13 protein-coding genes and 1 pseudogene are annotated in these 12432 nt (G+C 71.5%); 4 read left to right on the top strand and 10 right to left on the bottom strand.

Going from position 1 to position 12432, the window contains the following annotated elements; genetic code table 11:
- The first annotated feature begins 1 nt into the window (after window position 1).
- Both BJF80_RS07095 and BJF80_RS07100 read left to right on the top strand, forming a co-directional pair.
- Window positions 2-1057, top strand: coding sequence for a Gfo/Idh/MocA family protein (locus tag BJF80_RS07095; RefSeq protein ID WP_075812506.1), 1056 nt, complete (start codon window positions 2-4; stop codon window positions 1055-1057).
- Window positions 1057-1338 (top strand): hypothetical protein, encoded by a 282-nt coding sequence (locus tag BJF80_RS07100; RefSeq protein ID WP_075812508.1) that lies wholly within the window; start codon window positions 1057-1059, stop codon window positions 1336-1338. The genes BJF80_RS07095 and BJF80_RS07100 overlap by 1 nt, the downstream gene beginning before the upstream one ends.
- Before the next feature lie 4 nt (window positions 1339-1342).
- On the opposite strand, the pseudogene BJF80_RS07105 reads toward BJF80_RS07100, so the two are convergent.
- A pseudogene (locus BJF80_RS07105) lies at window positions 1343-1510 on the bottom strand (zinc finger domain-containing protein); the annotation flags it as partial.
- 208 nt (window positions 1511-1718) lie between these two features.
- Here BJF80_RS07105 and BJF80_RS07110 point away from each other — a divergent pair.
- Both BJF80_RS07110 and BJF80_RS18330 read left to right on the top strand, forming a co-directional pair.
- Window positions 1719-2705: an Abi family protein gene (locus BJF80_RS07110; RefSeq protein WP_075812509.1), complete on the top strand. Its 987-nt coding sequence runs from the start codon at window positions 1719-1721 to the stop codon at window positions 2703-2705.
- A gap of 161 nt (window positions 2706-2866) precedes the next feature.
- Window positions 2867-4210 carry a hypothetical protein gene (locus tag BJF80_RS18330; protein WP_143456793.1) on the top strand — a complete coding sequence of 448 codons (1344 nt, stop codon included), beginning with the start codon at window positions 2867-2869 and terminating at the stop codon, window positions 4208-4210.
- A gap of 471 nt (window positions 4211-4681) precedes the next feature.
- Here BJF80_RS18330 and mutM read toward each other — a convergent pair whose 3' ends face one another.
- From mutM to BJF80_RS07155, 9 genes are all read right to left on the bottom strand, one after another.
- The gene (gene mutM, locus BJF80_RS07115; protein WP_075812511.1) at window positions 4682-5593 is read right to left on the bottom strand and encodes a bifunctional DNA-formamidopyrimidine glycosylase/DNA-(apurinic or apyrimidinic site) lyase; all 912 of its coding nucleotides are present in this window, start codon (window positions 5591-5593) and stop codon (window positions 4682-4684) included.
- A 3-nt stretch (window positions 5594-5596) separates the two neighbouring features.
- Window positions 5597-6355: a ribonuclease III gene (rnc, locus tag BJF80_RS07120; protein WP_075812513.1), complete on the bottom strand. Its 759-nt coding sequence runs from the start codon at window positions 6353-6355 to the stop codon at window positions 5597-5599.
- Window positions 6356-6370: 15 nt separating this feature from the next.
- Window positions 6371-6565, bottom strand: a complete 195-nt coding sequence (rpmF, locus tag BJF80_RS07125; RefSeq protein WP_022926136.1) for a 50S ribosomal protein L32 — start codon at window positions 6563-6565, stop codon at window positions 6371-6373.
- A 1-nt stretch (window position 6566) separates the two neighbouring features.
- The gene (locus BJF80_RS07130) at window positions 6567-7163 is read right to left on the bottom strand and encodes a YceD family protein (protein WP_075812515.1); all 597 of its coding nucleotides are present in this window, start codon (window positions 7161-7163) and stop codon (window positions 6567-6569) included.
- Between the two features lie 113 nt (window positions 7164-7276).
- Window positions 7277-7759 (bottom strand): pantetheine-phosphate adenylyltransferase, encoded by a 483-nt coding sequence (coaD, locus tag BJF80_RS07135; protein ID WP_022926138.1) that lies wholly within the window; start codon window positions 7757-7759, stop codon window positions 7277-7279.
- A gap of 25 nt (window positions 7760-7784) precedes the next feature.
- A complete protein-coding gene (locus BJF80_RS07140; protein ID WP_075812517.1) occupies window positions 7785-8327 on the bottom strand; it encodes a hemerythrin domain-containing protein in 543 nt (180 codons plus the stop codon).
- Window positions 8328-8352: 25 nt separating this feature from the next.
- Complete coding sequence (rsmD, locus tag BJF80_RS07145; protein ID WP_075812519.1) at window positions 8353-8928, bottom strand: 16S rRNA (guanine(966)-N(2))-methyltransferase RsmD; 576 nt, start codon at window positions 8926-8928, stop codon at window positions 8353-8355.
- A gap of 4 nt (window positions 8929-8932) precedes the next feature.
- Entirely contained in the window at window positions 8933-11248 is a 2316-nt protein-coding gene (locus tag BJF80_RS07150; RefSeq protein ID WP_075812521.1) for an ATP-dependent DNA helicase RecG, read from the bottom strand.
- Window positions 11248-12423 carry a fatty acid kinase subunit FakA-related protein gene (locus tag BJF80_RS07155; protein ID WP_158068491.1) on the bottom strand — a complete coding sequence of 392 codons (1176 nt, stop codon included), beginning with the start codon at window positions 12421-12423 and terminating at the stop codon, window positions 11248-11250. The genes BJF80_RS07150 and BJF80_RS07155 overlap by 1 nt, the downstream gene beginning before the upstream one ends.
- Window positions 12424-12432 lie beyond the last annotated feature (9 nt).

A 12432-nucleotide genomic window follows, 5' to 3' on the forward strand; every position in this document is an offset into this window, starting at 1 on the left:
CATGACCGACCCGTCGACCGCGACCCCGCCGGCCTACACCCCGATCGCCGACCGGCCCGTGCGATGGGGGCTGCTGGCCGCCGGAGGGATCGCCCGGGCCCTGGCGCAGGCGATCGCCGCGGTCGAGGGGGGCGAGGTGGTCGCCGTGGCGGCGCGCGACGGCGACCGAGCCCGGGCCTTCGCGGAGGAGTTCGGCATCCCTCGCGCCTACGGAAGCTATGCCGAGCTGGTCGACGACGCCGAGGTCGACGCCGTCTACATCTCCTCGACCCACCCCTTCCACCGCGAGCAGGCGCTGGCCTGCATCCGGGCCGGCAAGCACGTGCTCGTCGAGAAACCGACGACGCTGACCGTCCACGACACCGAGGAGGTGCTCGAGGCCGCCCGCGCGGCCGGGGTCCTCGCTGTCGAGGCCATGTGGACCCGGTGCCAGCCGATCGTCCTGGACGCGCTCGCCCGCGTCCGTCGCGGCGACATCGGCACGGTCCGCAGCGTCCACGCCGCCCTCCCGGTGCCCTTCGACTACGACGAGTCGCACCGCCTCTTCGACCTCACGAACGGCGGCGGGGCGCTGCTCGACCTCGGGATCTACCCGGTCACCCTCGCCCACCTCTTCGCCGGTCACCCCACCCACCTGCACGTCCTCGGCTCCCGGGTCGCCACCGGCGCCGACGCGCTGGTGGCCCTGCAGTGGATGACCACCGAGGGCGCCGTGGTCCAGGTCCTGACCGACTCGCTCTCGCACGGCAGCACCGAGACCCTCGTGCGCGGCTCGGAGGGGTCGCTGCAGCTGCACGGGCCGATCAACAACCCGACCTCCTTCACGGTCCGCCGGGGCGAGGAGGAGCAGCTGGTCGACGGTGGTGACCGACGCGGCTACGAGCACGAGGTCGAGGAGTTCCACCGCTGCCTGGAGCTTGGCCTGCCGGAGTCCCCGCTGATCCCGCACGCGGATACGGTGGCGATCATGACCATCCTGGAGAGCGCCCGTCGCGAGCTCGGCGTCCGCTACCCCCAGGAGGACGAGCCGCTGCACACCGCCGACGTGGTGCCGTGATGGTCGAGCTGCTCCTCTTCCTGGTCCTGGCCGTCGGGCTCCTGGCCCTCCTGGGGCGCACCGCGACGCCGCCGTCCGAGCGGCTGCCGCTGCGCCGGTGGACGCCGGTCCACGTCGCCGACCTCGTGGCTCGGGCGTTCCGCCTCTTCCGCGACGCCGGCGCGGAGCGGGTGCGGCGCCAGGAGGTCGCCCGCGAGTCGGTCGAGGGGCGTCAGCCGGAGAAGCCGCGGCGCGGCCAGCTGCCGCCTCCCCCGCCCAACCCCGAGGACGACCAGCGCTGACCGCTCACACCCGAGGGACCCGCGGCGCCGGCTGGCAGCGGGGGCAGAAGTGCGAGCTGCGGTTCGTGAACTCCTCGCGCCGGATCGCGGTCCCGCAGCGTCGACACGGGCGGCCGGTCTGCCCGTAGGCCTCCAGCGACCGGTCGAAGTAGCCCGACTCCACACCATTGAGACGTTATGTACAGCGCATAGAATCGTCAGTCGACTGGGCATCCAATCGGCACTCGACTCGTGCTCAGGTCCCGGCGCGTCGAAACACCGCAGATCCGGCGGCCGTCCACAGACTACTGAGCCTCGCATCCGCTACGTGCTATCCTTGCACCATCATGATCAGCCCGTTGCCGCAAGGCGCGGGCTGATTTTCTTTCCAGGGGAGGGTCATGGCCGAGTACGCGAAGCCGTGGCTGTCCGTCGACGAACAGATCGATCGACTGGCGAGGCACGGAGTCGAGATCGCAGACCACAGCCGAGCCGCGTCGGTCCTACAGGCGGTCGGCTATTACCGCCTCACTGGGTACCTCTACCCGTTCCGTGAGTCCGAGGTTGACATCGACGACGAGGGTCGCGTGCGGGTCCGCGTGCTCAGCGACTACAGGGCCGGCACAACGTTGCGGCACGCCGAGGACCTCATCGACTTCGACCGGCGTCTGCGCTTGCTCGTCATGGCCGGCGTCGAGCGCATCGAAGTGGCTGTTCGAATGCGGATCGGGTACGTGCTCGGCCGGAGGTCACCCTTCGCCTACGAGGACCCCGCCTGTTTCACTGACTCCTTCACTGCCGAGAGCACCGACGGGCCAGACTCCGCGCCGAGCAAGCACGTGCAATGGCTTCGGCGCGTCAACGAGAGGAAGACCCGCTCGGACGAGAAGTTCGTCGAGCACTTCCGGGAGAAGTACGACGATCGGATGCCGGTCTGGGCGCTCACCGAGATCCTCGAGCTGGGCCACCTCTCAGTCCTCTATCGGGGGATGAACCAGCAGGATGCCGAGGAGATCGCGCTGGCTTTCGGAGTCCCGACGAAGAGCATCATGAGCAGCTGGTTGGCCAGCCTGAACTACGTTCGCAACGTCGCGGCGCACCACTCCCGCCTGTTCAACAGAAAGCTCCAGAACGCACCGGCTCGCCCCAAGGTCGGACAGGTCCCCATCCTCGACCACCTGCGTGATGAGGAGACGGCTAAAGGTGTCTTCGGCACCTACAACGCCGTCGCCGTCATCGCGTATCTCCTGCCGACCATCGACCCCTGCTCTGACTGGGCGCAACAGCTGGCCGCGCTGCTGAGGAGGTTCCCGACCTCGCACGCCCTGACGGTCGAGTCGATGGGCGTACCACGCGACTGGGAATCGTTCGAGCTCTGGCGAGGCTGACGCCTGCAAGCGGATCGGCCCGAACTCGCAATCTGGGAGCTGACACGCGGATGCCCCGCCCGCAAATCCTGCGCTTGAGTGCCGCCGCACCTGGCCGCCTCTCCTAGGACGCCGCCCCAAGGATCTTCTACTTGTCGGAGGGTGCTGGTAGGCAAGACGGCATGGACTCTGAACCGGCACATCGCAAGCCACCCAACTTCCAGAAGCCCCTCATCGGCCGCCGTCCAGAGGACCGCACAATCGACAAGAAGGTGCACGCGACGCACCGTACCCATCAGGTGAAGATTCGCGGTCTCATCATGGACCTCCCTGGCGCAGAGGAACCAGTCGAGGTCTGCGTGAACGACCAGGCCGACTGGGAGTTGATCTATAAGAACCCTGCGGTCCACGTGAAATGCATCGTCTCTTCGTGCGACACGCTGCTCACGGCGAAGCGGATGAGCGCAAGCGGTCTTCGCTTCTTCGCCATCCGTTCCGGAGGTTGTGACCACAACCAGGTAGACATGCCAGTCAACCCTGGCGAGATAGCACAAGACCCCGCCACGCTCGACGGAGGAGGCGGGCCAGAGGGAGTCGAGCACCTGTGGATCAAGGGCCGCCTGTACAGGATCGCGAAAACGCTGGGTGCAAAGGCCGAGGTCGAGCACTCACTCACCCATGGCGACGTCTTCCTGCCGGAGCACGACCTCGTCCTTGAGTACCAGCGATGGAACACAGACTTCGCCACCCGAACGCTGCAGCGCACAACGGCCGGTGCAGCAAGGACGATCTGGCTGTTCCCGACAGAACTTCCCGAGCGAGCCTCCAAGTCTCTGAGCGCAGCAATCCGCAAGGAAGTCTTTCAAAACGGCGGCATCTACGTGTCGGTACTCAATCCGAGCGACAACTACGCACCCCAGAGACCGTGGGAAGATCCCTCACAAGAGCGCACTGCCCGCCTCTTCGCGCGGGGATCGATCGCGGAGTTCGATCCTGTCCACCAAGCACTGATCTATAAATCCCGCTCGCTGGCGACGATCCTCGCCCAAATCCTCAGCGGCGAGCGAGTGTTGCAGCAAGCTCCCATTTGGAAGAAGAGTGTTCGCCGTCGGGAGATGGCGCGAGTCTGGGTACTGCGAGGCGACCTTGAGTTGTCAAGCGCTGCCCAGTCGAGACGACGATCCACCTCACCGCCACCTGCAAGCAATCACACAGCATCGGAGCATCCCGACGAACCGCGTCCCGAGCAGGCGGTCCGACCTAAACTCGAGCTGGTTACAGGACTGGACACTCCTCAATCGCACTCTGGCGCGGCAGCTTCAGCTACTGCGGCCGACCACTCCCCTCTCACAGGAGAGCAGGCAAAGGTCAACGCAGAACCGATCGCTGATCGGGACACTGTTTCGACCGTCGAGGCCGCTTCGTCGACATCCCCGCAGACAGCCGATCAAGATGTGACGACCGAACGGCCAGCACCAGCCAGGCCCCTTTGGAAGAAGTTCGTGGACTGGCTACGCCAAGGATGATTGAGCGTACGTCACACCCACCACCTATAGCGTCGGATTATTGCAGCGCCCGGGCTCCACAACTGAACACTCGCGCAAAGGCTATCCAGACCGTGTCCCGATCGGAGCTTGCAGCGTTATGGACTAGGCTACTCGCAGTGGAACCGGTCGTCCAATGTTCGCCGCGCAAACCGTTCATCAACTCCCGGAGGCGTCGAGCCTGCTGTTTGTCACCCCGATAATCCGGGCAGCGTGATACTCGGGCCGGCCGTCTGCTGGAACGAGGCCAGCAAACGACCGAATCTCGGCCGAGGTCATCTCCCATCATGGACATTGTTCGGCGGGTGCTGCGCCTCATGGACGCCGGCGCGGAGCGGGTGCGGCGCTAGGAGGTCGCCCGCGAGTCGGTCGAGGGGCGTCAGCCGGAGAAGCCGCGGCGCGGCCAGCTGCCGCCTCCCCCGCCCAACCCCGAGGACGACCAGCGCTGACCGCTCACACCCGAGGGACCCGCGGCGCCGGCTGGCAGCGGGGGCAGAAGTGCGAGCTGCGGTTCGTGAACTCCTCGCGCCGGATCGCGGTCCCGCAGCGTCGACACGGGCGGCCGGTCTGCCCGTAGGCCTCCAGCGACCGGTCGAAGTAGCCGCTGGCCCCGTTGACGTTGACGTAGAGCGCGTCGAAGCTGGTGCCGCCCTGTCCCAGCGCGTCGCGCATGACGTCGGCGGCGTGGTCGAGCACCCGCCCGAGCGCGGGCTTCGTCTGGCTGGAGGCGAGCCGTCGCCCGTGCACCTGCGCCCGCCACAACGCCTCGTCGGCGTAGATGTTGCCGATACCGCTGACCACCCCCTGGTCCAGCAGGACCCGCTTGAGGGCGACGTCCTTGCCCTTCATCCGGCGCACCACCGCTGCCCGGTCGAAGGCCGGCTCGAGCGGGTCCGGGGCGATGTGCAGCACCGGCTCAGGTATGCCGTGGGAGTGCCCGCCGGGGTGACCCGGCGCGCTTGCCCCCGGCTCGTCGCGCAGCGGGGTGAGGGCGAGCCCGCCGAAGGTGCGCTGGTCGACGAAGCGCAGCTGGGGGCCGTCGTCGTCGAGGTCGAGGGTGGCGTGCAGGTGCTTCTCCCGCGGCGCCTGCGCGTCCTGCACGAGGAGCTGGCCGCTCATCCCGAGGTGCACGACCAGCGCCTGGGGGTCGTCGGCGGGAGGCTGGAGCACGAGCCAGAGGTACTTCCCCCTCCGGTCCGCGGCGAGCACCTGCGCACCGGCGACGCGCGCGGCCAGGTCCACTGGTCCGGCCGCGTGACGTCGGGCGACCCGCGCGCCGGTCAGCCGGGCCTCGCGGATGCGTCGCCCGACGACGTGCGTCTCGAGGCCACGACGGACGACCTCGACCTCCGGGAGCTCGGGCACGCCTCAGCCGCTGCCGGGGCCGTCGCCGGTGAGGTCCTCGACCGTCGGTTCGGTCGCGACCACCTGGGCGGCGCGCTCGGTGAGCAGCCGCCAGCCCTGCTCGGCGGCCTGCTGCTCAGCCAGCTTCTTGGAGCGACCCACCCCGGTCCCGACCACCTCGTCGGCGACGACCGCCCGGGCGGTGAAGGTCTTGTCGTGGTCCGGTCCCTCGGCGTCGACGAGGTACTGCGGGGGGCCCAGGTCGCCCGCCGAGGCGACCTCCTGCAGGCTGGTCTTCCAGTCCAGCCCGGCGCCGAGCCCCGCGCTGCGACGCATCAGCGGGTCCAGCAGGTGGTGGACGAAGGTGGCGGCAGCGGGCAGCCCGGCGGAGAGGTAGACGCAGCCGATGACCGCCTCGGTGGTGTCGGCGAGGATCGAGTCCTTGTCCCGCCCTCCGGTGGCCTGCTCCCCCTTGCCGAGCAGCACGAAGGCGCCGAGGTCCACGACCCGGGCGACCTCGGCCAGCGCGCGCGAGTTGACCACGGCCGCGCGGAGCTTGGCCAGCTGCCCCTCGGTCAGGTCGGGGTGGGTGCGGTAGAGCGTGTCGGTGACCACCACCCCCAGCACGGAGTCACCGAGGAACTCGAGCCGCTCGTTGTGCGGCTGCCCGTCGTTCTCGTAGGAGTAGGACCGGTGAGTCAGGGCCCGCAGCAGCAGCGCCTCGTCACAGGACTCGCCGACCACCTCGGTGAGGTAGTCGGCCAGCTCGGAGACGGGACGCACGACGGTGCCCCGAGGTCAGCCCTGGTGCTCGGTGCGCTCGGCGGCCGCGTAGTGGCGGCCGCCGTAGGTGCCGCAGGTGGGGCACGCCTGGTGCGGGGTCGCCACAGCCTGGCACTGCGGGCAGGTCGACAGCGCGATCGGCGCCGCCTTCCACTGCGAACGGCGGTGCCGGGTGTTGGAACGGGACATCTTCCGCTTGGGAACGGCCACGTCAGGTCCTCTTCTCGTCGTCGTCGGCCGGCGTGGCCATCGCGGCCAGCGCCGACCACCGGGGGTCGATCACGTCGTGCTCGTGCTCCGGGTCGTCCGCCAGGCGCGCCCCGCACTCGGAGCACAGGCCCGGACAGTCCTCCCGGCACACCGGTTGGAAGGGCAGCTCGGTCACGACGGCGTCCCGGACGACCTCTTCGAGGTCCATCAGGTCACCGTCGAGCATGCGCTGCTCGTCCTCGTCGCTCGCGTCCTGGTCGCCCGAGCGGCTCCCCACCTCCTGGTGGTGCGCCGCGCGGTCGGGGTAGGCGTAGAGCTCCTGGAAGGTCACCTCGACGTCGTCGACGATCTCGTCCAGGCAGCGCACGCACTCCCCTCTCGCCGTGGCCTGTGCCGTCCCCGTCGCCAGGATGCCCTCGACGACCGACTCCATCCGCAGCTCCAGCCGGACCGGGTGGCCCGCCGGGATCGCGATGACATCGGTGCCCAGGGGCTCCGTCGTGGTGACCTCGCGCGAGAGCTCGCGCATGGTCCCGGGCCGGCGGACCAGCTCCCGGGTGTCGAACACCCAGTCGCGCTCCGTCTGCTGGGCAGCCATGCCGAATTCCCTTACGTGTGGTCTGACCTGATGGACGGGTTCGGCCCTCGTGCACGGCGAGCACGGGAGGGACACAAACCGACGCACCAGCCTACCGGGCCGGTGCGGCGCGCTCAAATCTGGCGCAGCGCCTCCAGCACCGGCGCGGGCACCAGCGCGGAGACGTCGCCCCCGAGCCGGTGGACCTCCTTGACCAGCGAGCTGGAGACGTGCTCCAGCGCCGGGTCACCGGGCAGGAAGACCGTCTCGACACCGGTGAGGTGACGGTTCATCAGGGCCATCGGCAGCTCGTAGGCGAAGTCGGTGCCGCCGCGCAGCCCCTTGACCACCGCCTCGGCCCCGACCTCCTGGCACACGTCGACCAGCAGCCGCTCGGCATACGCCTCGACGCGGACGCGACCCGCGACCTCGCTCGGCAGCGAGGCGCCGACGAGCTCCAGCCGGGTCGGCACGGGGAAGCTGCCCTGCTTGGCAGGGTTGTGCAGGACGGCGACCACGACCTCGTCGTAGAGCGCGGCGGCCCGGGTCACGATGTCGACGTGCCCCAGCGTCACCGGGTCGAAGGATCCGGGGCAGACGCAACGGCGGGTCGACATGGCCAGGGAGCCTACCGGGCTGCGATCACCCCTCGTCCTCGAGCAACCCGTCCTTCCGGGCCTGCTCGACCAGAGCACGGACGGTATCGGCGTCCACGCCCTCGTCGAGGTGCCGGCCGCGGACCTCGAGGAAGGCCGCGCCGAGGTCGCGCCGCTCCTGCTCGGGGACCTCCTCGCGGGCGGGGTTGAGGATCGTGAGCTCCTCCTCGGTGAGGTGGTGCTGCAGCACCTCGTTCATGGCCTCGACGGCGTCGTCGAACTTCTGCGTGTCCGTGCCGGCGCACTCGAGCAGGTCCAGCAGCGCCTGGTTGATCTCGGCGTGCTCCTCCTCACCGTGCTCGGCCTCGTGCGCGTCGATGGCGTCCTTGCGCCGCAGCCGGGGGTAGACCTTCTCCTCCTCGGCCTCGCCGTGGGCGATGAGGACGCTGGCGAAGGCCGCGCGGGCCGCGGCACGGTCGCTGGAGCTGTCGCGGAGGTCGCGCATGAGGGCCTCGAAGAGCCGGTGGTCGTCGAGGATCAGGTCGACGACGTCGCCGGACACGGGACGCGGGATGGTGTAGTCGCTCATGCCGCGATCCTCCCAGGGTGGCCGCTCAGGCGCCCGCCGGGCCGCTCGGCTCGGCCAGGTGCAGCGCGGTCTCGCCGTAGCGCCGGGTGTCGAGGTGGCGCAGCGTCTCCGGCCAGGGCGGCCGCGGCGACCGGGCGCTGCGCTCGACCACGACGAGCGCGTCCGGGTCCAGCCAGCCGCCCGAGCCGAGCGCGTGGAGGACGCCGGCGAGCTCGGCGTCGGGCAGCGGGTAGGGCGGGTCGAGCAGCGCAAGGTGGTAGGCGTGCCCGCCCGGTCCGGCGGCCAGCACCGGGCCGACCGGGCCCACGACCACCTCGACGCCCGGCAGCGCCAGCTCCTCGGCGCTGCGCCCGATGAGCCGGGCGGTGGCCCGGTGCCGCTCCACGGCGAGCACACGGGCTGCGCCGCGCGAGGCCGCCTCCAGCCCGAGCGCGCCGGACCCGGCATACAGGTCCAGCACGGAGCAGCCCTCCAGGTCGAGCAGCGACTCGATCCGGGAGAACATCGCCTCGCGCACCCGGTCGGTGGTGGGCCGGGTGCCGGCGCCTCGAGGGGTATGCACGGTGCGCCCGCCGGCGCGCCCCGCGATGATCCTGGTCATCGCCTCATCCCCGCTCCAGGAAGGCGGCGCTGGTCGCGTCCAGACGGGTCAGTGCGTCGGCCAGCTCGGGATGGCGACTCAGCTCGGGGTCGGACTCCACGGTGCGCCAGGCAGCCTCGTGCGCCTGCACGATGAGGTCCTCGTCGCGGGCCAGCCGCAGGAAGCGCAGGCCGCTACGGCCGCCGCTCTGGCTGGCGCCGAGGACGTCGCCCTCGCGCCGGCTCTCCAGGTCGATGCGAGCCAGCTCGAAGCCGTCGGTGGTGGCGGCGACCTGCTCCAGCCGCTCGATCGCGGCGGGGTCCACGCCGTCGCCCTGCGTCACGAGCAGCGCCAGCCCGGGACGACCGCCACGGCCGACCCGCCCCCGCAGCTGGTGCAGCTGGGAGATGCCGAACCGGTCGGCGTCCAGCAGCACCATCGTCGTCGCGTCCGGGACGTCGACGCCGACCTCGATGACGGTGGTCGAGACCAGGACCTCCACCCGCCCCGCGGCGAAGGCCTGCATGACGGCGTCCTTGGCCTCGGCCGGCATCCGGCCGTGCAGCACCTCGATCCGCAGGTCGCGCGTCGCCGGCAGCTCGCGCAGGCACCGGGCGACCTGGTGGACCCCGTGCAGCCCGGGCGGTCCGGCGGACCCCTCCGGCATCTCGAGCAGGCCGAGGAGGTCGGCGCCGTCCTCGCCCTGCGGCGCTCCGGGCCCGGCCTCTCCGCCGAGCGGCAGGCCCGGACCGTCGGTGCCCGAGCCCGGCAGGTCCGGGTCGTCCGGATCCCCGATGCGGGGGCACACGACATACACCTGACCGCCACCGCGCACCTCCTCGGCGACCCGTTGCCAGGTCCGGCGCACCCAGTCGGGGCGTCGGCCGTCGACGACGTGACTGCTGATCGGGCGGCGCCCGCCGGGCAGCTCGCGCAACGTGGAGATCTCCATGTCGCCGTAGACGGTCATCGCCACGGTGCGCGGGATCGGGGTCGCGGTCATGACCAGCACGTGCGGGGAGGTGCCCTCGGGAGCCTTGGCGCGCAGCGCGTCGCGCTGCTCGACCCCGAACCGGTGCTGCTCGTCGACGACGACCAGACCCAGCTCGGCGAACTGGACGTGCTGCTGGATCAGCGCGTGGGTGCCGACCACGATCCCGGCCTCGCCCGAGGCGGCGGCCAGCAGCGCCTGCTTGCGCTCCCCCGCCGACTGGCTGCCGGTGAGCAGGGCCAGCCGGGTGCCCTCCTCCAGACCGCCGAGCAGCCCGGCCTCGGCGATCGGCCCGAGCAGCTGGCTGATCGAGCGGTGGTGCTGCGCGGCGAGGACCTCGGTCGGGGCGAGCAGCGCCGCCTGCCCGCCGGAGTCGACGACGGCGAGCATGGCGAGCAGGGCGAGCACGGTCTTGCCCGACCCGACCTCGCCCTGGAGCAGGCGGTGCATGGGGGCCTCGCGGGCCAGGTCGCCGAGGAGCTCGGCGAGGACGGCCTCCTGGCCCTCGGTGAGCGCGAACGGCAGCCGGTCGCGCAGCCGCTGCCCGAGCCCCTGCTCCGCCGGCACCCGGGGGCGGGCGGGCACCGCCTCGCTGGACCGGCGCACCCGGGCGAGCTGGGCCTGGACCGTGAAGGCCTCGCCGAACTTGAGCCGCCACCGGCCCCTGCGGTGGTCCGCCTCCGTGCCGGGCCGGTGGACCAGCCGGTAGGCCTCGAGCAGGCCGGGCAGACCCACCTGCCGCCGCACCTGCGCGGGGACCGGGTCCGGCAGCTCGTCGAGCTGGTGGAAGACCAGGTCGAGGCACTGGCCGTGGACGATGGGTGACAGACCCTTGGTGGCGGTGTAGACCGGGACCAGACCGTCGAGGAGCCACTGCGCCCCGCCCTCGCCGCCCTCGCTCAGCGTGGCGTAGTCCGGGTGGGTCAGCTGCAGCGTGTCGCGCCACACCCCCACCTGCCCGGAGCAGACGACCCGGACCCCGGGTCGGAGCCGGTCCTGGTGCCCGTAGGGCTTGAAGAAGGTCAGCTGGATCGTCCCGCCCGCGTCGTCCGCGACGTCCACGACGAGCCTGCGGCCGCGCCGGTTGCGCATCTGGTGGGTGGTCGCGGCGCGCACCGTCCCCACGACCACGACGTCCTCGCCGTGCGGCAGGTCGCGGAAGGCCGTGGGCCGGGTGGGGTCGAGGTAGGTGCGGGGCAACCAGTCGAGCAGCTGGCCCACGGTCCTGATCCCCCGCGCCCGCTGCAGCGTCTGCGCACTGGCCCCGACGAGGTCGCGCAGCCCGAAGTCGAGCGGGTTGGCCTCGCCGTCGGCCACGGGGCGCAGGTGGGCGCGTCCGGCGCCCGGCATCACTCGACCCCCAGCAGCACGGTATAGGTGGGCTGGCCCCCGTCCAGCACGCTCTGCTCGACCTCGCTGCCCGCGCAGCGGTCGGCGACGGCGTGCGCCATGACGTGGCGGACCTCGTCGTCGGCGTCCTCGCCGAGCAGCGCCGTCAGCAGCTCGACCCCGTCGTGCCAGATCGTGTCGAGCACGCACCGCGCGGCAGGCTCCAGGTCGTCCTCGACGGCGACGATCGCGTGGTCCACGATGCCCAGCCACTGGCCCGGTCGGCACGGACCGACCGGGGTCTCGGCCGCCCGGTCGGCGCGGGTGAGCGCACCCCCGTGCACCGCCGAGGCCGCCGCCGTCATCGCGTCCAGGACCGGCCCCAACCGGCCTGCCGGGTCGAGCACGGCGAGCGCGGCCAGGCCCTCCAGGAGGTTGCGGGTCGGCACGACCTCGACCTCCAGACCCTCGCGCCGCGCCTCCGCGGCGGCGGCGCGGGCGACCATGAGCATGTCGCCGTCGTTGGGCAGGATGACGACCGACGCACCGGTGCTGGCGCGCACCGCGGCGAGCAGCTCTCCGGTCGGGGCGCGACGACGCGGACCGCTGGGCACCAGCACGGCACCGCCGTCCGACATCAGCCGGGTCACCCCGTCGCCGAGGGCGCACGAGACCACTCCGATGCCCTGCGGCAGGGGCGCGACCGGGTGCGGGTGCTCACGTCCCTCCGTGCCGTCTCCGGGGCTCAGCGACGTCTGCCGCACCTCGCTCACGACCCCCGCCAGCCCTCCGGCCTCGATGGCCGCGGCGGTGTCCTCCTCCTCGACGTGCACGTGGACCTGGAACTCTGCGGGGCCACCCGCGACGGCGACGGAGTCCCCGAGATGCGTCAGGTGGGCCCGCAGCCGCTCGGCGCGCTCGGGGTCGCTGCCGCTCAGGAGGTACATCACCTCGACGGCCTCCTCCGACGTCGTGCCCCGACCCGAGGTCGGTCCGGGCGTCGCGGCCCACCAGTGCGGCACCTCGCCGTCGGCGCCGGCCGGGCGCTCGTCGAGGACGGCGTGCAGCGCCTCGACGACGAGGACCAGCCCTGCCCCGCCGGCGTCGACCACGCCCGCGTCGCGCAGCTCGGGCAGCTGCTCGGGAGTGCGTGCCAGGGCCTGCTGCGCCGCCTCGAGCGCCGCGTCGACGACCACGAGGACGTC

The organism is Serinicoccus sp. CUA-874, assembly GCF_001942225.1.
Lineage (GTDB): Bacteria > Actinomycetota > Actinomycetes > Actinomycetales > Dermatophilaceae > Ornithinicoccus > Ornithinicoccus marinus.